Source organism: Agreia sp. Leaf210, assembly GCF_001421485.1.
In the GTDB taxonomy this organism is placed as follows: domain Bacteria; phylum Actinomycetota; class Actinomycetes; order Actinomycetales; family Microbacteriaceae; genus Agreia.
Map to the genome: position 1 here is coordinate 419,137 of NZ_LMKK01000002.1, position 22,775 is coordinate 441,911.

The following is a 22,775-nucleotide window of genomic DNA, read 5'->3' on the forward strand; positions in this document are numbered from 1 at the left end:
TATCTTCGGCCGAACCGGCCTGCGTGCTATGCGGCGACAGGCAGCTCCGCGGTGGCCGAGACCACGCTGAGCCGGCCGTCGATGACGTCGACCGAGACTCCGCCGCCATCCAGAACGGCTGAGCTCACCAGCAGCTCGGCGATACGGTCGTCGAGTTCGCGCTGGATCACCCGGCGAAGCGGACGTGCTCCGTACTCGGGCTCGTAGCCGTGCTCGGCGATCCAATCGATCGCCGACTCGCTGATGTCGAGCGAGACGTTCCGTGCAGCCAGACGCGAGCGGGTCGCATCCAGAAGCAGGGACACGATCTGCCGCAGCTGCGGCTGGTCGAGCTTGCGGAACAGCACGATCTCGTCGATGCGGTTGATGAACTCGGGCCGCATCGCCTCACGCAGCTTGCCCATGACCCGATCGCGCAGCGCCTTGTCGTCGCCGAACCCGTCGGCGGCATTCGGGGCCGCGAAGCCGATGGGCCCTCCACGACTGGCGAGGAACTCCGAGCCGATGTTGCTCGTCATGATGACCACCGTGTTGCGGAAGTCGACCGTGCGACCCTGGCCGTCGGTCAGGCGTCCGTCGTCGAGAACCTGCAGAAGCAGGTTGAAGATGTCCGGGTGGGCCTTCTCGATCTCGTCGAACAAGATCACCGAGTACGGGTTGCGCCGCACTCGCTCGGTGAGCTGGCCGGCCTCGTCGTACCCGACGTATCCGGGAGGGGCACCGACGAGACGCGAGACCGTGTGGCGCTCGCCGAACTCGCTCATGTCGAAGCGCACCATGGCCTTGTCGTCGCCGAACAGCGACTCCGCCAGGGCCTTGCCGAGCTCGGTCTTGCCGACACCGGTCGGCCCGAGGAACAGGAAGCTGCCCACGGGGCGATTGGCGTCGCCCATGCCCGTACGGTTGCGTCGCACGGCCTTGGCGACGACCGAGACGGCATCGTGCTGGCCGACGACCCGACCGTGCAGTTCGTCTTCGAGCACCGCGAGGCGCTCACGATCGACCTGCGTCAGACGTGCCGCGGGGATGCCGGTCGCTCGCGAGATCACGGCTGCGATCTCGGCCTCGCCCACGATCGCCTCGGTGACGGATGCCGCAGGCTTGGCCGCCGACAGCTTCTCGTGCACGGCCTCGATACGGTCGCGCAGACGCGACGCCTCCTCGTAGTGCTCGAGCGAGACGGCGGCATTCTTCGACGCCTCGAGTTCGCTCAGCTCTTCGAGCAGGGCGGAGGTGTCGACGCGGGATCCCAGACTGAGGCGCAGTCGGGCGCCGGCCTGGTCGATCAGGTCGATCGCCTTGTCGGGCAGGAACCGGTCGGTGACGTAGCGAGCCGACAGCTCGACGGCGCCACGGATGGCCTCGTCGGTGTAGCGCACGCCGTGGTGCTCTTCGTAGGCCCCGCGCAGACCCGAGAGGATCGCGACGGCGTCTTCGATGGAGGGCTCGCCGACCTGGACGGTCTGGAAGCGCCGCTCGAGGGCCGAGTCCTTCTCGATCGAACGGTACTCCTTGAGCGTGGTCGCGCCGACGACGTGCAGTTCACCACGCGCAAGCCGGGGCTTCAGAATGTTGCCGGCGTCCATGCCGCCTTCTCCGGAGCCGCCCGCGCCCACGACCGTGTGCAGCTCGTCGATGAAGACGATCAGCTCGGTCTTGTGCGCGCTGATCTCGTCCATGAGCGTGGTGAGGCGCTCTTCGAAGTCGCCGCGGTAGCGGGTGCCACCGACCATGGCAGGAAAGTCGAGTGAGACGACGCGCTTGTCACGCAGCTGCTCGGGCACGTCGCCGGATACGATTCGCTGGGCCAGGCCCTCGACGATCGCGGTCTTGCCCACGCCGGCCTCGCCGATCAACACGGGGTTGTTCTTGGTGCGGCGCGAGAGGATCTCGACGGTCTGCTCGATCTCGTCGGCGCGGCCGATCACGGGGTCGAGCCCGCCGTCGCGGGCCGTGGCGGTGAGGTCGGTACCGAACTTGTCGAGCATCGGCGTATCGGATGCCTCGGGGGCGTCGGACTGCACGCTGGTGGCCTGCTCGCCCATCGTCTCGCGCATGCCGGACTGCAACGACTCGGGCGTGATGCCCGCCGCCGACAGCACCTGACCGGCGGGAGAGTCCTGGCTGATCACGAGCGCGAAGAAGAGGTGCTCGGGGTCGATGTACGTCGAACCCGATGCACGGGCGACCTGGTAGGCGTGGAACAGTGCCCGCTGGGCGGACTGGGTGAGCACGGGCGACTCGACCGCATGCGCGGACTGAGCCTGCGGCAGACGCTGCTCGGCCGCGTTCGCGATGTCGGCCGGACGTACACCCAGGCGCGCGATGACCTCGGCGGCCGGGTCGGTCTCGGCGAGCACGCGCAGGATGTGCAGGGCGTCGAGCTCACGGTGGCCGTGCTCGATAGCGAAGCGCCCCGCGGATGCGAGGACCTCGTGGGTGCGCCGACTCATGAGTCGGCTGATGTCGATCGAACGCCCGGCCTGGGCCGCGCGCTCGCCCTGCAGGTAGCGGGCAAGGAATTCGTCGAACGAGTTGCTACCGGATCCGTCGGATTCCGGGGAAGAGTTGGGGTCGAAACGATCGGGCAAAGTAACCTCCTGTGAAACTTGAGTGCCTTCGACTCAACTCAACAATGCAGAGCGGTATCTATTCCCGGCCGTACGCGAATGCGCTCGACGGCGATCTCATCGGCGGTTAGCGTGGACGAATGCGACGAACTGCGGACGAGGTGGGTGTAGTCGACAGACGAACACCCTCTCCGGGGTCACCCCCGGGGCACGACTCTCAGCCTGAACGCACAACCGCAGGCACCGCACCGCGCTTCGCGCGGCCGGGTGCCCGCACCGATCGATTGGTCGCCCGCGGTTCGTCGCATACTCACCGGAGTCGTGTGAGGCAGCACTCGATCGCGGTCGGGCTCTCGCACGCCATGCTCGCCGCCCCCGAGTGGGCGTTCGACCCGCTGGTGGATGCCTGCGGCCGGGCTCTCGGCGTACGACCGGGTTGGCTCTGGCCGCTGGTCGACGGAACTCTCGACGCCTACCGTCGCGCACCCCTGGATGCACACCGCGAACTCGCGCGGTGGATCGAATCGAGTCGCGTGTTCCAGGAGGCCTTCGACGCCGCTCGCGAGTCCGGTCGCGTCATCACTCTCGCGCACATCGAGGCGATCCCCGCCAGCATGGCGCCGACGTCGTTGGCCGTGCCCGCCATCGACGGACTCGGCGAGCTCGCCGATTTTCTCGAGGTCACGCCGGCCCAGCTCGACTGGGTGACCGACACCGCGCACTGGAATCGGCGGACCCCACGCGGACGACTCCACCACTACAGCTACGACTGGCTCGTGCGACCGGGGCGTACGCCTCGACTGCTCGAGGTTCCGACCCCGCGAATGCGCAGAGTGCAACGCCGAGTGCTGACCGACGTCCTCAGCGCGCTGCCGCTGAACGATGCTGCACACGGCTTCGTGCCGGGTCGATCCGCGGCCACCGGCGCCGCGGCGCACGTCGGAGCGCGGACCGTCATCACCCTCGACTTACGCAGCTTCTTCGCCCGGGTGACCGCGCGACGCGTGTTCTCCGTCTTTCGACAGGCCGGATATCCCGAGGCAGTGGCGCACGCGCTCACCGGCGTCTGCACGCACGCTGTGCCGTCCTGGGTCGGGGCCCGGATGCCGGCGGGCGGCTCGAGCGAGGAGCGCGCGGCGCTGAGACAGACGATCTCACGGGCGCATCTGCCCCAGGGCTCGCCGACCTCGCCCGCGCTGTCGAACCTGTCTGTGCGCCGTCTCGACTCGCGGCTGAGCGGCTGGGCAGCGGCATCCGGTGTCGCCTACACCCGCTATGCCGACGATCTCGCGTTCAGCGGCGACGATGTGCAGGGCCGAGCCGCAGCGAGGCTCATCGCCGGCGTGGAGCGGGTCGTGCGCGACGAGGGGCACCTGCTCAACGAGGCCAAGACCAGAATCGCGGGACGAGGAGCTCGGCAGAGCGTGACGGGCCTCGTCGTGAACGATGGCGTCGCGGTCGACCGTGCCTACTTCGACGAGCTGAAGGCCATTCTGCACAACTGCGCCACGAACGGGCCGCACGGGCAGAACAGGGCCGGTCACCCCGACTTCCGAGCTCACCTGCTGGGAAGACTCGCCTGGGTCGAGAGCGTCAGCCTGTCTCGAGGGGCACGCCTGCGCCGCGACTTCGACCGGATCGACTGGTCGTAGCGAGGACTACTTGCCGGCGAGAGCGGTGCACTGCGGGCAGTGCGGGTAGCCGTTCGTTCCGAACTTCTTGTTCTCGACCGGGATCGCCTTGCCCACCTCGCAGTTGCGATCGTCGTGAAAGACGTTTGTATCTTGCGGCTTCTTCGAGTAGTAGGGGTTGACCTTCATGGGCTCAGTCTACGAATCGGATCGTTCCTCGTCGGCCGAACCGGGTCGGAACGCGGCGTCGTCACGAATGTCGATACGCGTCACCCCGTCGTGCGTCGACACGTCGATCCGGGGCTCCGCATCGCGCTCGGTCGATTTCGGAGCACTGGTCAACTGATCGCGACGCTTGTCGTCGGCGGTCGTGTCGGAGTCGGCCATCTACTTGTCCGACGACGAGCCGGCGGGCGCTGCATCAGACGACGATCCGGCGGGCGCGGCATCAGACGACGAGCCGGTGACCTTCTCTTTGGCGGCCTTGGCGACGTCGGCGATCTTCTCCTGCACCACGGGAGCAGCCTCGCGCACGAGGTCACCGGCATTCGACACGGCCTTCTGCACGTGCGGGTCGTGCCAGACGTCATTCGCGCGGGCCTTGATCTCGGTGTACTTGGCGCGTCCTGCCCGGGTGCCGAGAACATAGCCGGCGGCCAGGCCGACGCCGAGTCCGAAGATGAGTCGTGCTGCCATGATGAGCTTCTTTCTACTCGGAGTGTGCGGTACCTCCAGCGTGACACGAACGCCAGACCCACCCACGGGGCTTGCGCTTCAGGCCTCCGGCTCCCATCTCTTCGCGGCGGAGGAGGCGATGATCGCCAGGAGCGCGGACCTGAAGACGTCGGGCTCGTCGACCTCCGGCATCATGTCGCGCTCGAGCGTTCGTGCGGAGTTCCAGACGTCGGTGCCGGCGGGGGTGACCGACACGATGTGCCGGCGACGATCGCTCGGATCGGACACCCGCTCGACGAAGCCCTCTCGTTGCAACCGCTCGAGCGTGCGCGAGATCGTCTGGTTCTCGACGCGCGCCAGCCGGGCGAGATCGGTCTGGCTCCGCGGCGACTCCTGCAGCAGATGCAGAACCACGAGACCCGCATGCGTGAGGCCGATGTCATCGAGCCGTTCGGTCCAGGCGTGTTCGACGAGCCGCGACGCGGTCGCCAGCAGACGACCCGTGGGCCACTCCTGCATATTCGGGCCGGCAGGGGAAGCCGAACGCGCTTCGTTCACCGACTCATCGCTCATTCTGCAAATCTAGGCTACCGTCAATTAGTAAGCTAGCTGACTAATCGAGAGGCACCCGATGTCCACACCCTCCAGCGTCACCACCGCCGACAGAGTTCGACAGATCGTCGTCGCGGTCAGCGCCGTCATCGCCGTCGTCGGCGCCTATATCGGCTCGGGCGCCGCGGGCGGAACGCCCATCCAGAACGCCGCGAACGGCGCGCTCACGGCAGACTCGACTCCGATCGCCCCCGCGGGTCCGGCATTCTCGATCTGGTCGGTCATCTACCTCGGCCTGTTGGCCTATGCCGTGTGGCAGCTGCTGCCGAAGCAGGCGAACGCCCCGCGGCAGCGCCTCGTCGGCTACTGGGTGGCTGCCTCTCTGCTGCTGAACGCGGCCTGGATCCTCAGCGTCCAATTCGACCAGCTCGCCCTGTCCTGCGTCGTCATCGTCGTGCTGCTGGCCGTACTCGCCCGCACGTTCCTCCTGCTCGTCGACGGGCGACCGACGGGTGTCGTCGAGACGATCGTGCTCGACGGAACGATGGGGCTCTATCTCGGCTGGGTGTCGATCGCCACGGCGGCCAACCTGGCGGCCGGGCTGACGGCCGCGGGCTTCGACGGTTTCGGCTGGAGCAGTGACGTCTGGGCTGTCATCGTGCTCGCCGTCGCGGCTGTGGTCGGAGTGCTCATCGCCATCCGCGGCCGCGGCCGCCTCGCACCCGCCGCCTCGCTCACCTGGGGCCTCGCCTGGGTGGCCGTCTCACGCACGACGGGCGAACTCGTGTCGCAGCCCGCGATGATCGCCGCAATCGTGGCCGCGGCCGTCGTCGTCATCGCGACCGTCGGCATCCGTCTCGCCTCTCGTACCTCGCAGCCCGCACGCGCATGACCTCTTCGCCCACGACCTCGTCCCGCACGCGCTGGTACGGCCTCGTCTTCATCAGTGTCGCCGTCGCGCTGATCATCGTCGACTCCACGATCGTCAATGTGGCGATCCCCTCGATCGTGAAAGACCTCGACATCTCGAGCACTCAGGTGCAGTGGGTGCAGGAGTCCTACACGCTCGTCTTCGCGGCCCTGCTGCTGGTCTTCGGCACGCTCGCCGACCGATTCGGGCGCCGCCGGATGCTTCTGCTCGGCGTCGTGATCTTCGCCGCGTCGAGCGTGTTGGCCGCGATGGCACCGACGGGCGACCTCCTCATCGGTGCCCGCGTGCTGCAAGGGGTCGGCGGAGCGATGGTTCTTCCCACGACCCTGTCGATCATCAACGCCACGTTCCGCGGCAAGGATCGCGCCATCGCTTTCGCCATCTGGGGATCGACGATCGGCGGCATGACGGCTGTCGGCCCCCTCCTGGGCGGCTGGCTCACGACGGACTTCTCGTGGCGCTGGGCGTTCGGCATCAACGTGCCCCTCGGAATCGCGATCGTCGTCGGGCTGCTGCTGTTCGTGCGCGAATCGCGCGAGGCGACGGCGGCGGGCCGGGTGGATGCGGTGGGCGCGTTCCTCTCGATCGTCACGAGCGCGACACTCGTCTTCGGGCTCATCGAGGGGCGCAGCCTCGGCTGGTGGCTCGTCGACGAGCGCGTGACGATCGGCTCCTGGCGCTGGCCCGGAGACGTCTCTCCGGTGCCGATCTCGTTCGCGGTGTGCGTCGTCGCCGGTGTGCTGTTCGTTCTGTGGGGCAGACGACGGCAGCGCGCGGGACTGAGCACGATGCTGGCGTTCGCGCTGTTCCGCATCCCGTCGTTCCGCAACGGCAACATCGCCGCCATGATCGTGAGCCTCGGCGAGTTCGGCATCATCCTGTCGCTGCCTATCTGGCTGCAGAACGTGCTGGGTTACGACGCGCTGCAGACCGGGTTCATCCTGTTGGCGCTGGCGATCGGCTCGTTCGTGGCGAGCGGGTTCGCGGGGGCCTTTGGCAACCGCATCGCGCCCGTCGCCATCGTTCGCGTGGGTCTCGCCGCCGAGATCATCGGCGTCGCCGGCATCGCCGTCGTGATCGGGCCCGACACGGGCTGGGGCCTGCTCGTGCCGTTCCTCTTCGTCTACGGATTCGGTGTGGGTCTCGCGACGGCGCAGCTCACAGGCGTCGTACTGAAAGACGTGCCGGTCGAGCAGAGCGGGTCGGGCTCAGGCACCCAGTCGACATCGAGGCAGATCGGATCGGCGCTCGGCATCGCGATTCTCGGCACCGTGCTCTTCACGACGGCCGGGGCAGAGCTCGACACCCGACTGTCCGACGCGGGCGTTCCGGATGCCCAGCGCGAGCAGATCGTGTCGGCCGTCGTCGACAGCTCCGGCGCAGCGATCAGCGGACTCTCGGCAGATCCGTCGACGGCAGCGCAGGCGGAGTCGGCGAAGATCGCATTCTCAGACGGTACGAAGTACGCGGCGTTCTCTGCGGCGGCGTTCTTGTCGCTGGGATTCCTGGCCACCCTGTCGCTCAGCGGCCGGTCCGACGGCATCGATGCTCGGCGACGGCGACCCGACGGCGTGGAGGACGCCGCTCAGGGAAGCCAGCGGTAGAGCAGCTCGGGCTCGTCGTCGGCGCCGCCGGCCGCGTGCCGGCCAGACGACGTGCCCTCTCGCACAAGAGAAAAGCCCACGGTCTCGAGGAATCGGGCCGCCACCGCGTTGCGCCGGAAGACCCAGAGCTGCAGCCCTCGTGGGTTCTCCCGCTTCGCGACCTCGACCAGTCGGTGTCCGACGCCGAACCCCTGTGCCGTGGTGCGCACGAAGAGCTGGCTGAGCCATCCGTCGTGCAGGGCGACGACGCCCACGATGTTGCCGTCGACGGTCGCCACCCAGACGTCTGTCTTGTGCAGCAGAACGTGGGATGCCCACCAGCGGTCTTCGTCGAGGGTATTGCGGCCGGCGAACCACGGCATCGAGTCCGCCGTCGAGTAGTGGATCACCTCGGCCACGGCGTCAGCATCGCTGGCTGTGGCACGGCGCACATCGTCGATGTGCGCCGTGACCCGCTCGCGCTTCATCTCTACAGCTCAGACCCGCTGATCGAGAACGTGTCGCAGCCGGTCGCACCGTTCCTCATTCCGGTCTGAAACCACTTCTCGCGCTGTTCGCTCGATCCGTGAGTCCACGTCTCGGGGTTCACCTGCCCCGAACCCATCTCCTGGATACGGTCGTCGCCGATGACCGACGCGGCGTTTAATGCGTCGGCGATCTGCGCATCCGTCACCGGCTCGATGAATGTGACGCCGTCTTGATCCTCTGTCGTCGACGCCGCGGCGACCCACGCCCCGGCGTAGCAGTCGGCCTGCAGCTCGGTGCGGACAGAGTCGGAGGTCGGGCCGGTGTCCGTGCGATCGGTGCGGTCCATGACACCGAGGAGGTTCTGGATGTGATGGCCGTATTCGTGCGCGACGACGTACAGCTCCGAGAGGGTGCCGCCGGACGCACCGAACTGCGTGCGCAGCTCGTCGAAGAACGAGGTGTCGATGTAGATGGACTGATCGGGTGGGCAGTAGAACGGGCCGGTGGCGCTGGAGGCCTGGCCGCAGCCCGTTCCGATCGAGTCGACGAACAGATTGATGTCGTTCGTGGGGGTGAAGGCCACTCCCAGTGCGGGGGCCTCGTCGGTCCAGTAGTCGTTGAGGGAGTTCTCGGCTCCCACCATCAGGCACTCGACATCGCGATTGGCATCGACTCCTGTCTTGCACTTGTCGAGCGACTCCTCGCTCTGCGTGCCCTGCTGCGCGTCACCCGCGAGCCCCGTGAGGTCGACGCCGAGAACCTGTGAGAGCAGGAAGAGGCCGATGACCACGACCGCGCTGCCGCCGCCCACGGCGATGCCGGTGTTTCGTCCACGTTTGGACACACGACTCGTGTCGAGTTTGGCGTTGTCGTTGAAGGTCATAGCAAGAAGCTAGCGCTTCGGACAGGCCACGGGCAGCCCCCGACGGCCGGGCACGGCATAGTGGTAATGAACGATTTTCACCCACCGCACCCGGCCGGAGCCCATCGTGTCAGACCAGCATTCCCCCACCGTGATCACCTCGGAAGAGGCCGCCCTCGACGCGGCCGAGTCGTTGGCAGAGCTGTTCGCCCGAGACGCGGCCCGCGCGGATGCCGACGGCCGCGCGCCCTTCGAGCAGATCGAGGCGCTGCGCGCATCCGGCCTGCTGCCCGCACTGGTGCCGGCTCGTCTCGGCGGAGGCGGGCTCGACTGGCACACGGTGCTGCGGGCGCTGCGCCCGATCATCCGTGCCGACGCCGGGCTCGGACACGTGATCGCCTACCACTTCGTGAATTCGTGGCGCATACGGTTGAACGAGAATCAACACGTCGTCGACGACCTCTACCGGGGTCTGTCTGCGTCGTCGTGGTTCTGGGGCGGGGCCGGCAATCCTCGGGATGCCGGGCTCGAGTTGACCCCGACGGCCGACGGATTCACCGTGTCGGGCCGCAAGTTCTTCGCCACCGGCGCGCAGCTGGCCGACCGGGTGACAGCGAGCGGCACGCGTGCAGACACAGGAGAGCGCCTGGCCTTCGTGATCGACGCGAAGGCGCCAGGCGTCGTGCACCATGACGACTGGAGCAACATCGGTCAGCGGCTCAGCGCGTCCGGTTCGGTGTCGTTCTCAGACGTGGCCGTTCCGCACGCGCACGTGCTCGGCCCGAACGAGCAGGATGGCGAACTGTACCGACCTTACGGATCGCTCTCGATCCTGGCGTTCCAGCTCGCGATGAACCACATCCACGTGGGGCTCGCGGAGGGCGCGCTCGCCGAAGCCGCCGACTACGCACGCACCACGACGCGGGCGTGGGCGACCTCGGGCGTCGAGAACGCGGTCGACGACCCCTACATCAGGCAAACCATCGGCGAACTCACCGCGCAGACCAGAGCGGCGGATGCACTGACGTGGAGCGCGACCAATCTGTTCGTCGACGCCGCCAACAAGGGCTGGGAGCTCGGCGACGAGGAGCGCGGCCGGGCGGCGGTCGAGATCGCCGCAGCGAAGGTCGTGACGACACGCACGGCGCTGCACGTCGCATCGACCGCGTTCGAACTCATGGGTGCACGCGCCACGAGCGAGTCGGCAGCGATGGACCGGTTCTGGCGAAACGCGCGAACCATCACGCTGCACGACCCCGTGGTCTACAAAGCGCAGGAGGTGGGCGACTTCGCCCTCACGGGCACGTTCCCGACGCCCAGTGCCTACAGCTGAACTAGGCGGAGACGCTCGCGAGTTCGTCGTAGCTCGCGAAGTTCTTGGCGATCTCGCTGCCCGTGAAGTTTCCGACCCAGCCGTCGTCGTCGTGGAAGAACCGCACCGAGACGTACTCGGGGCGCGTGCCCATGTCGAACCAGTGCGTGGTGTTCGCGGGAACGGAGATCACGTCTCCCGCCTCGCAGAACACGGCGTTGACCTTGCCGTCGGCGCGCAGGTAGAAGACCCCGCTGCCCCGAGCGAAGAAGCGGTCCTCGTCGTCGTCGTGGCGGTGCTCGCTCAGGAACTTGCCGCGGGCGGTCGCAGCCTGCTCGAGGTATTCGGGCGAGTTGTCGTCGACGATCGAGACGACGTCGACCAGGGTGTAGCCCTGAGCGGCGTTCACGGCATCGATCTCGGCGCGGTATGCGGAGAGCACTTCTTCCTGCGTCGGCTCGGCCGAGAGCTCCTTGAGCTCCCATCGGCTGAACCGGGCGCCGAGCGTCGAGAGCACATCGGTGATGACCTGCGCGTCGCGGGTCTGGAGTTCGGGGGTGGCGGCGTTGTTCTCGTCCCACACGGTCAGAAGAGTCATAGACCAATCGTAACGATCAGGCCACGCCGGCGGCCACAGGAGTAATACGAGGTCATACGCAGCAAAGGCGGGGGACCCTGCTGGTTGAATCTGATCATCACACTCCGGACTCTTTCGCCGTGTGGCCCGACTCGCTTGCCCTACCCACAGCTTTCAGGAGAAACCATGGCCATCTCGCGCCGCATCCCCCTGCTCGTGCTCGCCGCGACGACAGTGCTCGCCCTGTCGGCCTGTGCCCAGTCGAACGGCAGCACGTCGGAGGCGTCGACCGACGCACCGGTCACCGCCTCCGCAGCACTGCCCGCCCCGTTCGACGGCGCCCCCGTCAAAGTCGCTCTGGTGCGCCAGTCCGGTGCCGGCGACTACTTCGAGGCGTGGGGCGCGGGTGCCGCAAAGCAGGCCAAGGCCGCGAACATCGATCTCACGGTCACGGATGCCCGCAACGACAACGCGAAGCAGGCCAGCGATCTCGAGCAGGCCATCGCGTCCAAGCCCGACGCGATCATCGTCGACCACGGCCAGACCGACACGCTGCAGCCCCTCATCACCCAGGCTGTCACCGCCGGCATCCCGGTGGCCGTCTACGACCTCGCCCTCACCGATGCGACCGGCGTGGTGACGACCTCTCAGTCCGACGAGTCGATGGCCTCGGGCGTTCTCGATCAGCTCATCGACGACGTCGGCGACGGCGCCAAGGTGGGCTACGTCTCGGCGACCGGCTTCGCCGCGCTCGATCGGCGTGCTGTCGTCTGGAACAAGTACGTCGCCGACCACAAGCTCGACGTGGTGTTCTCGACCGGCAAGGTGTCGGAGTCGACCGCGACCGACAACATCCCGCTCGTCGACGCGGCCCTCAAGCAGAACCCCGACGTCAAGGCGATCTTCGCGCCCTACGACGAGATCACCAAGGGCGTCGTGCAGGCCGTGAACCAGAACAATCTCGGATCGAAGGTGAAGGTCTACGGCATCGACATCTCGAACGCCGACATCGAGGTCATCACCGCAGAGGGCAGCCCCTGGGTCGCCACCTCGGCGACCGACCCCTCCGCCGTCGGCGCAGCCGTCGTGCGCTCGCTCGCCCTGAAGCTCGCCGGCCAGCTCGACGAAGACGACGTGCAGTTCCCGGCCAAGACGATTACCCAGTCGTTCCTGAAGGACAACTCGATCGACAACGTCACCTCGCTGCGCGACAAGGAGCCGAGCCTCGACCTCTCCGATCAGGTCACAGCCGACTGGCTTCCCGCCAACTCGTGATCGATTCGTCCGTCCCCGAGGGAGGCGAGCAGGCGACGCTGTCGCCGGTCGTCTCCCTTTCGGGCGTCTCCGTGGCCTACGGCTCGAACGTCGTGCTCACCGACGTCACGCTCGACTTCTTCCCGGGACGCATCACCGCTCTCCTCGGCGCGAACGGCGCGGGCAAGTCCACACTCATCAAGGCGCTCTCCGGCGCCAATCCGAGGTATTCGGGTGACATCGCCGTCGACGGCACGGTGCTGACGCTCTCCTCCCCCGTGCTGGCCAAGGCCCATGGCATCTCGACCGTTCATCAGAAGGTCGCCGACGGTATCGTTCCCGGCCTCTCGATCGCCGAGAACGTGGTGCTCGACGATCTCGCGAACGCCTCGCGTCACCCCCTGCGCAACTCCAAGCAGTCGCTCCTCGATGCCCGCGCGGCGCTCGCCACCCTCGGCCTCGACTGGCCCGATTCCCTGCTCACGCAAGACGCGGCTCGGCTCAGCATCTCGGATGCCCAACTGCTGGTGCTCGCCCGAGCGCTCAGGGGCACGCCGAGACTCCTCATCCTCGACGAGCCCACCTCGGCGCTGACCGCCGCGGAGGCCGAGCGCCTCTTCGCCGTCCTCCGCGCTCTGCGCGACACCGGGCTCTCGATCGTCTACGTCTCGCATCGCTTCGGCGAGATCGAGGCCCTCGCCGACCGCGTCGTCGTGCTGCGCGACGGGCTCGTGCAGCACAGCTCGGAGCGACCGTTCGCGTGGCACGAGATTCTGCACGACATGCTCGGTCGGGCGACCGAGCTCGAACAGACGAGAACGGATGTCCGCCGCGGACGCGACGTCGTGGCCCGCGTGAGCGGCGTCCCCCTCATCGCCGCGGCACCTCCGCTCGAGCTCGAGGTGCGCGCGGGCGAGGTGCTCGGCATCCTCGGGCTCATCGGAGCCGGCAAGACGGAGTTGGCCGAGCTCCTCGCCGGTCTCGCGCGACCGGCATCCGGAACTCTCGAGCTCGACGGCGAACCGTATGCGCCGAAGCGACCCGCCGATGCGCTGCGCCGCGGGGTCGTGCTCGTTCCCGAAGACCGCCAGCGCCAGGCGCTGCTGCCCGGCTGGTCGGTCGCGCACAACATCTCCATCCCCTTCCTCAAGATCTCCTCGGCGCTCGGCACCCTGCGTGAAGCACGCGAGACCTCGCGTGCTCAGCAGGTGATCGAGTCGCTCGGCGTCGTCACCGCAGGGCCGAATGCGTCGATCGACGATCTCTCGGGTGGCAACCAGCAGAAGGTCGTGGTGGGCCGCTGGCTCTCTGCGGGCCCGCGCCTCGCCCTTCTCGACGAGCCGTTCCGCGGCGTCGACATCTCCGCGCGTCGAGAGATCGGCGATCGCCTCAAGGATCTCGTGTCTGACGTTGACGCGGGGGCCGTCGTGCTTTCGAGCGACGTCGACGAGATCCTCGAGGTCGCCGACCGCATCATCGTGCTCGTCGCCGGAGCGATCGAACTCGACGCCTACGCCGATGAGACAGACAGGGCGAGCATCGTCGGGGCGTTCCTCGGCGCGCGCACCCGAGACCATTCCGCCGTTCCGCCCGAAGGACACCCGAAATGACCAGCGCTCCCCTCTCTCCCACGACCGCATCGCTCGGCGAGCGCGGTGCCGCCTTCGTCGTGCGTTGGGGCTTCATCGCCGTGACCGTCGCGCTCATCGCGTACTTCGTGATCACCGAACCCAACTTCCGCACCGTCGACAACGTCTTCGGCATGCTCAAGTTCATCGCCCCGACGGCCATCGCAGGGCTCGGCGTGATGCTCGCCATCACCGTCGGAGGTATCGACCTCTCGGTGGGCGCGTCGGCCGGCTTCGCCGTATCGATCGCAGCCTGGACGATGGTGATCGGAAATCAGGTGGGCGGAGTCGCCATCGCCGTCGTTCTGCTCGGAGGCCTCCTCATCGGCGGTCTCAACGCCTTCCTCATCGTGGTCGCGCGCATCCCCGACCTGCTCGCCACGCTGGCGACCTCGTTCGTCATCGTCGGGCTCAAGCTGCTGATCGTCGACGGCAAGTCGATCTCGTCGCAGATGTCTCTGTCTGACGGCTCGACCGCGCCGGGCAAGTTCACGGCCGACTATCTCTGGCTCGACCGGGGCAGCCTCGGGCCTGTTCCCATTCCCGTCATCATCTTCGTGGTCATCACCGCGCTGCTCTGGTTCATCCTCGAACGCACCCGGTGGGGTCGCGCCCTCTACGCGGTCGGCGCGAACGCAGAAGCCGCCCGTCTTGCCGGCATCCGGGTTCAGCTCTACCGCACCGTCGCCTACATGGGCTGCGGTCTTCTCGCCTCGATCGCCGGCCTGCTGCTCGGCGCGCGGATCGGCCAGGGCGACGTGTCTGCGGGCAACTCGCTGCTGCTGGATGCCGTGGCCGTGGCTCTCGTCGGCGTCTCGGTTCTCGGCATCGGCAGGCCCAACGCCTGGGGAACCGCGCTCGGCGCCATCCTCATCGCCGTGATGGTCACCGGCTTCACCATGGTGGGACTGCCGTACTACGCGCAGGACTTCGGCAAGGGCATCGTGCTGCTGATCGCACTGCTGTTCAGCTTCACGTTCTCGCGCCGCCGCACCGTCGTCACCGCCGGCAGCACCACGTCGTCGTAGAGACTTGTCGTCATGACCGATTTCAGTCAACTCTCCGTCGGCACCGTGGCCGCCTATCTGGCGCAGCGACCCGCCCTCGCCTCGCGCATCCGCACCGATGGGCCTCTCGACGTGGTCGAGGTGGGCGATGGAAACCTCAACCTCGTGTTCATCGTGCACGACGATGCCGGAGCGTCGCTCGTACTCAAGCAGTCACTGCCGCACGTGCGCACCGACCCGAGCTGGCCCATGACCCGCGAGCGCAGCGCCCGAGAGGCCCTGGTACTGCGAACCCACGAGTCGGCCGATGCTCAGCACGTGCCCGCCCTGTACGACTTCGACGACGAGAACTACGTGCTCGCCATCGAGAACCTCAACGACCACGACGTCTGGCGCGGTGAGCTGAACGAGGGTCGGGTGCACGGGTTCGCCGCGGCGGAGATGGGCCGCTACGTCGCCCGCACGGCTTTTCACACCTCGGTGTTCGGGCTCGACCCGATCGAGCAGAAGAAGCTGGCGGCGGCATCGATCAACCCCGAGCTGTGCGAGATCACCGAAGACCTCGTGTTCACCGAGCCCTACATCGAGCACCCGCACAACGCGGTGCTGCCCGCCAACGAGACCGATGTGGCTGCCCTGCGCGCCGATCGTGCGTTGCTGGCAGAGATCGGTATCGCCAAGTACCGCTTCATGACGAGCGCACAGTCGCTGATCCATGGCGATCTGCACACCGGCTCGGTCTTCGTGCGCGAGGCGTCTGATGGAGTGACGTCATCTGTTCGCGCCTTCGACAGCGAGTTCGGCTTCTTCGGACCCACGGGTTTCGACCTCGGCGCGCTCTGGGCGAACTTCGTCATCGCCGCGGCGCGGGCGACGGCGCTGGGGGCACCTGAGCGTGCATCGCAGATTCTCGAGCTGCCCGCTTCGCTGTGGAGCGCCTTCGAGGCCGAGTTCAGGTCGCTGTGGTCCTCGCGTCGCGACGATCGCGTGTGGGGCGACGACGTGCTCGAGACGTTGCTCGCCGAATTCAGGCAGGATGCCGCCGTCTATGCCGGGGCGAAAGCAATCCGGCGCATCGTCGGTTTCGCGAAAGCCAGCGATATCGAGACCCTCGACCCGGTGCTGCGCGAGGGCGCTGCACGGGGAGTGCTGCGGGCGGGTCGGGCGCTCATTCTCGAGCGCCGCGCCCTCGACACCGTCGAAGCGCTCTCTGCGGAAACCGCAGCGATCCTTCGCGCGACGGTCACTCGCTTCGAGTTCTGACCCCGGCGCCGGCACCCCTGTCGAAGGGCTGCACATCGACTCGGCGCACAAGCACCTTCCCCGACCGGTGACTGTGCTTCTGCGCCGAGTGGCTCCCGCGCACGCGATCGACTCGGCGGATACGCATCGAAGGTCGGAATTGAAGGTGCATTCGTGTCGAGTCGATGCGCGGCGGAGCTCTCCGCACACCAAGGGCCCGCACAGTCCCGTCGCCTAGGCTCATCGGGTGGATGCACTGCTCGCGTTCTGGGAGCGCGTGACGTCCCAGCAGCCCGCCCTGACCGCCGCCGAGAGCTGGATCGCCATCGCGGTCGCGGCCGCCATCGTGCTCTTTCCCCCGAGCTGGCGGCTCACGCGCCACGCCGTCACCATCGCGCACGAGGCGGGCCACGCCCTCGTCGCGACCCTCACCGGCCGCAAGCTGTCGGGCATCCGCCTGCACTCCGACACGTCGGGTGTCACGGTCAGCCGCGGCAGACCGCGAGGCCCGGCGATGATCGCCACCCTGCTCGCCGGTTACACGGCGCCGGCTATTCTCGGGCTCGGCGCATCATGGATGCTCGGGGCCGGCTATGCCACCGGCATGCTCTGGGCACTGCTCGCGGCCCTCGTTCTGGTGCTCGTGCAGGTGCGCAACTGGTTCGGCCTGTGGAGCGTCCTCGTCTCCGGCGCCCTCGTCTTCGCCGCGACCTGGTTGCTCGACGAGCGCTGGCGTGCGATCGTAGCCACCGCCGTCGCCGCGTTCATGCTGCTCGGAGCCCTGCGGGCCACGATCGAATTGCAGCGTGTGAGGCGGGGAGGTCGAGCAAGAAACTCTGATGCCGACCAGCTCGCGCGCCTCACCCACATTCCGGGCATCGTCTGGGTCGGGGTTTTCCTCGTCGTGGCCGCGGGGTGCGCCGTGATCGCCGGAGCCTTCCTGGGCCTCACACCCCTGCCGAGCGTCGCGGGCTGACCCGCGTGACTATCGCCGCGCGAGCGCGATCTGCAGCAGAGCCTCGGTGAGCTCGAGGTGCCAGCGGGCCTGGCGCAGATCCCGGCCCCAGGCGTAGATTCCGTGGTCGGCCACGATCAGGGCTGGCACGTCGTTTTCTCCCGAAGCCGGGCGCACGTAGAGTCGCTCGAACGCGTCGCCGAGCACCGCCATGTCTTGTCCATTGGCGATGACGGGAATCGTCACCGTCTCGCCGTGCGCCGAGTGGCCGATGCCCTTCAGCATCTCCAGGTCGCCAAGCACCACTCCATCGGGCCAGTGGTAGCCCGCCGTCACGGCCGCGAGCGCGTGAACGTGGATGACCGCACCCGCACCCGTAACCGCCGCGATGCGCGCGTGCAGCCCGGCCTCGGCCGAGGGCCGCTGCTCCGAGCCGCCTTCTCCGCGCACACCCACGCCTTCGCCGTCGACGATCACGATGTCGGCGGGCGTCAACTCGCCCTTGTCGAGGCCGGATGCCGTGACCGCCAGACGAAGCGGGTCGCGCCCCACGGTCACCGACAGATTGCCGGCCGTTCCGGGCATCCACCCCCGCGCGGCGAAGCGCGCACTCTCGGCGGCCAACTGAGCGCCGGCCCGGCCAAGCGTGTCGGCTGTGACCACACCCTCGTCGAAGACGTTCACGGCGCCGAGACCTCGACGTGCTCGAACGACGAGACCACCGGGGCGGTTCCGAAGTCGGCGCCGAAGAACGGCTCGCCCTCACGAGAGAACGCGACCACCTGCCATCCGGCGTTCTGGGCGGCGCGCACCTCATCGGGGTTGTCGGTGAAGAACACGAGGTCGGCCGGCTCGGCGCCGAGACGGGCCGCGATGGTGTCGTACGACGACGCCACCTTCTTGGGGCCGGCGTTGACCGTGTCGAAGTAGTCGGTGATCAAGGGCGTGAGGTCGCCGTCGGGCGAGTGCCTGAACCACGGCACCTGCGAGGTGACCGAGCCCGACGAGAAGACCGCGATCTCCACGCTGTTCGCGTGCCAGGTGCGCAGACGCGGGATGACATCGTCGAAGAAGTGCGAGTTGATCTCGCCGCGGCGGAATCCCTCGGCCCAGATCTGGCCCTGCAGCGTCTTCAGAGGCGTGGCTTTCACGTCCTGCGCCATCCAGTCGTGCAGAACGCCCACGACCTTCTCCGTGTCGGCGCCCGACGGAAGCCCCGCATCGGCGATCGCCTGCGCGCGGGCCTCGGCGACGGCCGCGTCGTTCGCGTGAGCGTCGAGCCAGCCCTGCAGGCGGGGTCGCGCGTAGTCGTAGAGGTCGCCCAGAATGAACCCGGCGGCGCTCGTGGTGCCCTCGAGGTCGACCACGAGAGTGCGTGCGGTCAGCGAGAGAGATGCGGTGTCGGTCACGGTGTTGCTCCTGGGTGCTCGGGCGAAGTCGGGTCGTCTGTCAGGGTGAGGGGCGCGGCCGTTCCGGTCACGATCCAGTGCCGGGCCGCGTCGAAGACGGCGCGTTGGGCGCGCGCCGCGGCATCGGATGGCAGGCTCTCGAGATCGGCGGCGTGCGACCAGCCGGCCACCCGCCGCATGGCCTCGACGCCGGCGAAGCGCCAGGCATCCGTTCGCACGCTCTCGAAGAAGTCGTCGCTGAAGGTGACCGAGTCGTCGTCGTCCCAGACCTCCACGAAGGCCTGCCAGCTCGCTGCAATCGCGTCTTCGCGGGCGGCAGCCAGACCGTCGTGGCCCGCGGCCCGTGCGGCGATGGATGCGATGACGAGGTTCGACCAGAACAGCCCCAGATCGAGACCGATCGGCCCTACGAAGCTGAACTCGGGGTCGAAGACGGTGACCTTCTGCGGTTGTTCGGCAGCCGAGCCGATCATCACGGATCCCGAGTGCAGGTCTCCGTGCAGCAGGGCCTGGGAGGCGTTCTCGAAGCGGTCGCGCACGCGAGCAACGCCGGCCTGCACCTCGCGGTCGTCGTAGAGCGCAGCGACGCGCGCATCGAGCGATGGATGCCACCAGTTGTGCTCGTGCGCCCGGAACGGCTCGTCGAGCACGACCTCGGTGGTCAGTCGGCACAGCTCGGCGTTGGCCGAATCGGCGACCAGTTCGGCGTGAGCCGAGGCACCCAGGGCCTGCATGCTCGTGGCGAGGCTGAGCTCGCCCACGAACCGGCCCACGACGTCGCCGACCGTGCCGAAGTCGATGTACGACACCGCGCGCCCGGCCGTCGCATCCTGCACCTGGCGCACGAGTTCGTCGCGCAGCACCTCGAGCGCCGAGAGATCCTCCATGACCATCACGAAGCGGTCGAGGTCGACGTGCACGATCGACGGAACCGCATCGGGCACCAGCCGACCCAGCAGTTCGTAGGCGCGAGCCTCTGCTCCGATGCGAGCCGGGTCGATGGGCCACTCGGGGCCGGCGGCCTGCACGAACGGAGGAGCCTGCTTCACCGCGACGCTGCCGAGCGGCCCCGCGGCGATGAACACGCGGTTCATGTTGCCCGCGGTCACCTCGCGCACGGTTACCTCGGCGGGGTCGTCGGCGAGACCGCCGAGCAGGCCGACGAGGGAGAGGTATCCCACGACCTCGTCGCGATTCGTGAGCAGGGCGTAGTCGACGGTCATGGGCGCTCTCCGGCGAAGTAGTCGGCGATGCTGCCGGGGGCGAAGTCGCCGCGGTCGGTCACGATGCGGGTGACGAAGCGAGGCGGCGTCACGTCGAAGGCCGGGTACCAGGCGTCGGTGACGAGACCGGATGCGGTGCGCGTTCCGACCGTCGACAGCACCTCGGCCGGGTCGCGGTCTTCGATCACGATGTCCGCACCCGACGCGAGCGTCGCATCCGGGGTCTGCACCAGCGCGTAGAAGGGAACGTCGAACGCGTTCGCCGCGATCGCCAGCCCGAGAGTGCCGACCTTGTTGGCGATGCTGCCGTCGAGGCTGACCCGGTCGGCGGCGGTGACGAGGGCGTCGATAGGCCCGATCGATGACCCCGGGGCGAGGGCTGCAGCGCCCATGCCGTCGGTGATGAGCGTGACGTTCTGGCCAAGCTCGCGCAGGGTGTGCGCGGTGAGGCGTGCGCCCTGCAGGTACGGGCGAGTCTCGGTGGCCACCCAGTCGTAGCGCTTGCCGGCCTCGTTCGCGGCGCCGACGAGCTCAATCAGATAGGAGTCCATCCAGCAGTGCGTGAGAATCGTCGCCCCGTCGGGCAGCAGATCGACCGCGTGCCGGGCGAGCCTGCGGCTGCGGGCGTGGTACTCGTCGAGCCCCTCGCGCACGGTGCCGATTGCGCGCTCCACGAGCTCGTCGGTGTTCATCGCCGCTTCGATCGCGTGCAGCACCAGATCGACGGCCTCGCGCGGGTGCCCGTTGGTGGGCCGGGCCGTGGCGAGCGCGTGGCCGGCAGCAGCCATGGATGCGCGTGCCGCGTCGAGCGTCAGGCCGCGAGCCTGCAGGGCAGCGAGTTCGAGCCCGGCGTACGCGGCGTAGAGAGGGCCTGAGCTCTGCGTGACCATCGCCCGGATCGCATCGGCGACCTCGAGCGGTGTCTCCGCCCGCACCCACTCGGTGTGCTCGGGAAAGACGCGACGATCGAGGATCAGCACGGCGTGCTCGCCCGAGCGCTCATCGCTGACGAGCCGCACGGAGTCGTCGAGCGTCGCAACAGGTTGCCTCGCCCCGGCGCGCCTCGGCTCATCGGTGTGGGTCACATGCGCTCCTCAGTCTCTCGGGAAAGCCCCCATCGAGGATACCGAGCTTTGGCCCGGCTTCCCTGCGCCTTTGCTTCGGTATGTGGTCCGCGTCTGCTCCTCCACAGGCTCGCTTCCTGCGGGGTTATTCACAGGTAAAACGGCTGATCAGAGTTTGAATGCACGTGCGAGCCCAATGTCGGTGGCTGCTGTTTGACTTCTCGTATGGATCTCCTCGATGCTTCCCTCGGCGACATCGCCGCACGGCTTCGAGAGCTCCTCGATCTCGAGCGCGGCGCGGCTGCCGGCACCTCTGGTGACGCGCTACTCGAGGGTGCCCATGCTTGGGAAGACATCGGTCGCACCGGCGACGCAGCGCGCACCTGGGTCGCAGCGGAGATCGCACACGAGTCCCGCCGCGAACTCGACGCAGCCGGTCTCGCCTACAGGCACGGCTTCCCGTCGGCGAAGAAGCTCCTCGCCGCGACGACGAACATCTCAGAACGCACGGCCGCATCTCGCATTGCCCTCGGTCAACGGGTGCGCTCATCGGTCTCGATCTCGGGTACGCCCAATCCGAGCTTCTTCCCCGTGGTCGAGTCGGCATTCTTCGCCGGTCAGGTCGGGGTCGATGTGGCTGCGACGATCTGCCGCACCCTGTCCGAGGTCGTGAACCGCACGGGCTGGTCAGATGCCACCGACCGGGCAGAACGCCACCTGGTCGCGGCGGCAACCGCGACCGTGAGGCACGATCGTGACTCGCATGCCGACGCGGACATCGAGGCCGACACAGACGCTGAGGCCGACTCAGACACCGAGGCCGGCACGGTGGCGAGGTCTCCGAGGCTCTACACGGTCGAGGAGATCGGCCGGTTGGCCATCCGCATCCGCGAGCACCTCGACCCCGACGGCGCTGAACCTCGTGACTCGACTAAGCAGAGCCTGCGCGGCTTCAGCTACCCGAAGGTCGGGGCCGACGGCATGGCCCGCGGCAGATACGCCCTTCCGCCACTGCAACTGGGTGTTTTCCTGGCGGCGGTCGACTCCATCCTCAGCCCGCGCACGCCCGACCCCGCACCCGCCACCGCCACCGCCACCACCACCACCGCCGCCGGTGCCGAATCTGCTGACGGAGATGTGCAGGCCGAGCCTGCGCAATCGTTCTCGAACGAGCCGGCCGTCGTCGACCCGCGAACTGCAGAGCAGAAGCTCCTCGACGCCGTCATGACCCTCATCGACATGGCTGCAGCGTCCCCCGCGGCATCTCGCCTGAACGGTGCCGCCCCGACCGTGAATGTGCACGTCAGCCTCGATGACCTCACTGCCGGCCGTGGAGTCGGGTGGATCGACGGAAGCACTGAGCCGATTCCCATCAGCGCGGTGAACCAGCTCCAATGCGACGGCGACACCGTTCTCACCGTCTTGGGCCGAGAAGGGCAGGTCCTGAGCCACGGCAAAACACGACGATTGGCGACCCGACGACAACGAAAGGCACTGGCAGCGCGAGATGGCGGCTGCGTCATGCCCGGATGCACGGTTCCACCGTCGCGATGTCAGGCACACCATGTTGTTCCGTGGGTGAGTCACACCTTCCTGCCCGGGCGCACCGACATCGACAATCTGGCGTTGTTGTGTCCATTTCACCACTCCACGATTCACACGTCGGCGTGGCAGCTCGAGATGATTCACGGCAAGCCCCACATCAGGCCACCCATCTGGCTCGACCGGCAGCGAACCCCGCGAGCGGTAGGGCAACAACGCATCGGCAGGCCGTGGTGACTCGACTTTTCGAGAAGGTGGCGGGTTGCTTC

At 67.9% G+C, this 22,775-nt stretch carries 22 protein-coding genes; 10 read left to right on the forward strand and 12 right to left on the reverse strand.

Annotated elements, in window-relative coordinates:
• Nucleotides 1–26 precede the first annotated feature (26 nt).
• Nucleotides 27–2,591, reverse strand: a complete 2,565-nt coding sequence (locus ASE64_RS08040) for an ATP-dependent Clp protease ATP-binding subunit (protein WP_055778557.1) — start codon at nt 2,589–2,591, stop codon at nt 27–29.
• Between the two features lie 302 nt (nt 2,592–2,893).
• Here ASE64_RS08040 and ASE64_RS08045 point away from each other — a divergent pair, with 302 nt between their 5' ends.
• Nucleotides 2,894–4,222 carry a reverse transcriptase family protein gene (locus tag ASE64_RS08045; protein ID WP_200920156.1) on the forward strand — a complete coding sequence of 443 codons (1,329 nt, stop codon included), beginning with the start codon at nt 2,894–2,896 and terminating at the stop codon, nt 4,220–4,222.
• A gap of 6 nt (nt 4,223–4,228) precedes the next feature.
• Here the strand turns inward: ASE64_RS08045 and ASE64_RS17400 are convergent, their stop codons facing one another.
• The 4 genes from ASE64_RS17400 to ASE64_RS08060 all read right to left on the reverse strand — a co-directional run bounded on the left by ASE64_RS17400 (nt 4,229) and on the right by ASE64_RS08060 (nt 5,449).
• Entirely contained in the window at nt 4,229–4,390 is a 162-nt protein-coding gene (locus tag ASE64_RS17400) for a hypothetical protein (protein ID WP_156351714.1), read from the reverse strand.
• 9 nt (nt 4,391–4,399) lie between these two features.
• A complete protein-coding gene (locus tag ASE64_RS08050; RefSeq protein WP_055778560.1) occupies nt 4,400–4,588 on the reverse strand; it encodes a hypothetical protein in 189 nt (62 codons plus the stop codon).
• On the reverse strand, nt 4,589–4,897 hold the full coding sequence (locus ASE64_RS08055; protein WP_055778563.1) for a hypothetical protein: 309 nt from the start codon (nt 4,895–4,897) through the stop codon (nt 4,589–4,591).
• Between the two features lie 78 nt (nt 4,898–4,975).
• On the reverse strand, nt 4,976–5,449 hold the full coding sequence (locus ASE64_RS08060) for a MarR family winged helix-turn-helix transcriptional regulator (protein ID WP_235480535.1): 474 nt from the start codon (nt 5,447–5,449) through the stop codon (nt 4,976–4,978).
• A 58-nt stretch (nt 5,450–5,507) separates the two neighbouring features.
• Between ASE64_RS08060 and ASE64_RS08065 the strand changes: the two genes are divergently transcribed.
• Both ASE64_RS08065 and ASE64_RS08070 read left to right on the forward strand, forming a co-directional pair.
• Nucleotides 5,508–6,320: a tryptophan-rich sensory protein gene (locus tag ASE64_RS08065; RefSeq protein ID WP_055778569.1), complete on the forward strand. Its 813-nt coding sequence runs from the start codon at nt 5,508–5,510 to the stop codon at nt 6,318–6,320.
• Entirely contained in the window at nt 6,317–7,963 is a 1,647-nt protein-coding gene (locus ASE64_RS08070) for a DHA2 family efflux MFS transporter permease subunit (RefSeq protein ID WP_055778572.1), read from the forward strand. The genes ASE64_RS08065 and ASE64_RS08070 overlap by 4 nt, the downstream gene beginning before the upstream one ends.
• Here the strand turns inward: ASE64_RS08070 and ASE64_RS08075 are convergent.
• Together ASE64_RS08075 and ypfJ are read right to left on the reverse strand one after the other, a co-directional pair.
• The gene (locus ASE64_RS08075; RefSeq protein WP_055778575.1) at nt 7,945–8,430 is read right to left on the reverse strand and encodes a GNAT family N-acetyltransferase; all 486 of its coding nucleotides are present in this window, start codon (nt 8,428–8,430) and stop codon (nt 7,945–7,947) included. The genes ASE64_RS08070 and ASE64_RS08075 overlap by 19 nt on opposite strands.
• Nucleotides 8,431–8,432: 2 nt before the next feature.
• Complete coding sequence (gene ypfJ, locus ASE64_RS08080) at nt 8,433–9,314, reverse strand: KPN_02809 family neutral zinc metallopeptidase (RefSeq protein ID WP_055778578.1); 882 nt, start codon at nt 9,312–9,314, stop codon at nt 8,433–8,435.
• 106 nt (nt 9,315–9,420) lie between these two features.
• On the opposite strand from ypfJ, the gene ASE64_RS08085 reads away from it, so the two are divergent.
• On the forward strand, nt 9,421–10,626 hold the full coding sequence (locus ASE64_RS08085; RefSeq protein ID WP_055778581.1) for an acyl-CoA dehydrogenase family protein: 1,206 nt from the start codon (nt 9,421–9,423) through the stop codon (nt 10,624–10,626).
• Nucleotide 10,627: 1 nt separating this feature from the next.
• Here the strand turns inward: ASE64_RS08085 and ASE64_RS08090 are convergent, their stop codons facing one another.
• A complete protein-coding gene (locus ASE64_RS08090) occupies nt 10,628–11,203 on the reverse strand; it encodes a 1,2-dihydroxy-3-keto-5-methylthiopentene dioxygenase (RefSeq protein ID WP_055778583.1) in 576 nt (191 codons plus the stop codon).
• 165 nt (nt 11,204–11,368) lie between these two features.
• Here ASE64_RS08090 and ASE64_RS08095 point away from each other — a divergent pair, with 165 nt between their 5' ends.
• The 5 genes from ASE64_RS08095 (at nt 11,369) to ASE64_RS08115 (ending at nt 17,289) form a co-directional block, all read left to right on the forward strand.
• A complete protein-coding gene (locus tag ASE64_RS08095) occupies nt 11,369–12,457 on the forward strand; it encodes a substrate-binding domain-containing protein (RefSeq protein ID WP_200920158.1) in 1,089 nt (362 codons plus the stop codon).
• Nucleotides 12,454–14,046 (forward strand): sugar ABC transporter ATP-binding protein, encoded by a 1,593-nt coding sequence (locus tag ASE64_RS08100; RefSeq protein ID WP_235480536.1) that lies wholly within the window; start codon nt 12,454–12,456, stop codon nt 14,044–14,046. Before ASE64_RS08095 ends, ASE64_RS08100 begins: the two co-directional genes overlap by 4 nt.
• Nucleotides 14,043–15,092 (forward strand): ABC transporter permease, encoded by a 1,050-nt coding sequence (locus tag ASE64_RS08105; protein WP_055778586.1) that lies wholly within the window; start codon nt 14,043–14,045, stop codon nt 15,090–15,092. Before ASE64_RS08100 ends, ASE64_RS08105 begins: the two co-directional genes overlap by 4 nt.
• Before the next feature lie 12 nt (nt 15,093–15,104).
• The gene (gene mtnK / locus ASE64_RS08110) at nt 15,105–16,334 is read left to right on the forward strand and encodes an S-methyl-5-thioribose kinase (RefSeq protein WP_055778589.1); all 1,230 of its coding nucleotides are present in this window, start codon (nt 15,105–15,107) and stop codon (nt 16,332–16,334) included.
• Nucleotides 16,335–16,560: 226 nt separating this feature from the next.
• Nucleotides 16,561–17,289 carry a M50 family metallopeptidase gene (locus ASE64_RS08115; protein WP_055778591.1) on the forward strand — a complete coding sequence of 243 codons (729 nt, stop codon included), beginning with the start codon at nt 16,561–16,563 and terminating at the stop codon, nt 17,287–17,289.
• Nucleotides 17,290–17,298: 9 nt separating this feature from the next.
• Here ASE64_RS08115 and mtnB read toward each other — a convergent pair whose 3' ends face one another.
• The 4 genes from mtnB to ASE64_RS08135 are packed head-to-tail and all read right to left on the reverse strand — an operon-like array spanning nt 17,299 to nt 20,985.
• On the reverse strand, nt 17,299–17,952 hold the full coding sequence (mtnB, locus tag ASE64_RS08120) for a methylthioribulose 1-phosphate dehydratase (RefSeq protein WP_235480537.1): 654 nt from the start codon (nt 17,950–17,952) through the stop codon (nt 17,299–17,301).
• Nucleotides 17,949–18,677 carry an acireductone synthase gene (gene mtnC / locus ASE64_RS08125; protein WP_055778594.1) on the reverse strand — a complete coding sequence of 243 codons (729 nt, stop codon included), beginning with the start codon at nt 18,675–18,677 and terminating at the stop codon, nt 17,949–17,951. The genes mtnB and mtnC overlap by 4 nt, the downstream gene beginning before the upstream one ends.
• Entirely contained in the window at nt 18,674–19,900 is a 1,227-nt protein-coding gene (locus tag ASE64_RS08130) for a phosphotransferase (RefSeq protein ID WP_055778597.1), read from the reverse strand. Before ASE64_RS08130 ends, mtnC begins: the two co-directional genes overlap by 4 nt.
• A complete protein-coding gene (locus ASE64_RS08135; RefSeq protein WP_055778599.1) occupies nt 19,897–20,985 on the reverse strand; it encodes a hypothetical protein in 1,089 nt (362 codons plus the stop codon). Before ASE64_RS08135 ends, ASE64_RS08130 begins: the two co-directional genes overlap by 4 nt.
• Before the next feature lie 204 nt (nt 20,986–21,189).
• Between ASE64_RS08135 and ASE64_RS08140 the strand changes: the two genes are divergently transcribed.
• Nucleotides 21,190–22,743, forward strand: a complete 1,554-nt coding sequence (locus ASE64_RS08140; RefSeq protein ID WP_055778601.1) for an HNH endonuclease signature motif containing protein — start codon at nt 21,190–21,192, stop codon at nt 22,741–22,743.
• Nucleotides 22,744–22,775: the final 32 nt, after the last annotated feature.

What these genes read in the sequence shown, in the direction of transcription:
- ASE64_RS08050 (WP_055778560.1), bottom strand. Translation starts at nt 4,588, where the DNA reads ATGGCCGACTCCGACACGACCGCCGACGACAAGCGTCGCGATCAGTTG.
- ASE64_RS08140 (WP_055778601.1), top strand. Translation starts at nt 21,190, where the DNA reads ATGGATCTCCTCGATGCTTCCCTCGGCGACATCGCCGCACGGCTTCGA.
- ASE64_RS08095 (WP_200920158.1), top strand. Translation starts at nt 11,369, where the DNA reads ATGGCCATCTCGCGCCGCATCCCCCTGCTCGTGCTCGCCGCGACGACA.
- ASE64_RS08055 (WP_055778563.1), bottom strand. Translation starts at nt 4,897, where the DNA reads ATGGCAGCACGACTCATCTTCGGACTCGGCGTCGGCCTGGCCGCCGGC.
- mtnK (WP_055778589.1), top strand. Translation starts at nt 15,105, where the DNA reads ATGACCGATTTCAGTCAACTCTCCGTCGGCACCGTGGCCGCCTATCTG.
- ASE64_RS08075 (WP_055778575.1), bottom strand. Translation starts at nt 8,430, where the DNA reads ATGAAGCGCGAGCGGGTCACGGCGCACATCGACGATGTGCGCCGTGCC.
- ASE64_RS08065 (WP_055778569.1), top strand. Translation starts at nt 5,508, where the DNA reads ATGTCCACACCCTCCAGCGTCACCACCGCCGACAGAGTTCGACAGATC.
- ASE64_RS08090 (WP_055778583.1), bottom strand. Translation starts at nt 11,203, where the DNA reads ATGACTCTTCTGACCGTGTGGGACGAGAACAACGCCGCCACCCCCGAA.
- ASE64_RS17400 (WP_156351714.1), bottom strand. Translation starts at nt 4,390, where the DNA reads ATGAAGGTCAACCCCTACTACTCGAAGAAGCCGCAAGATACAAACGTC.
- ASE64_RS08060 (WP_235480535.1), bottom strand. Translation starts at nt 5,449, where the DNA reads ATGAGCGATGAGTCGGTGAACGAAGCGCGTTCGGCTTCCCCTGCCGGC.
- ASE64_RS08130 (WP_055778597.1), bottom strand. Translation starts at nt 19,900, where the DNA reads ATGACCGTCGACTACGCCCTGCTCACGAATCGCGACGAGGTCGTGGGA.
- ypfJ (WP_055778578.1), bottom strand. Translation starts at nt 9,314, where the DNA reads ATGACCTTCAACGACAACGCCAAACTCGACACGAGTCGTGTGTCCAAA.
- ASE64_RS08070 (WP_055778572.1), top strand. Translation starts at nt 6,317, where the DNA reads ATGACCTCTTCGCCCACGACCTCGTCCCGCACGCGCTGGTACGGCCTC.
- ASE64_RS08105 (WP_055778586.1), top strand. Translation starts at nt 14,043, where the DNA reads ATGACCAGCGCTCCCCTCTCTCCCACGACCGCATCGCTCGGCGAGCGC.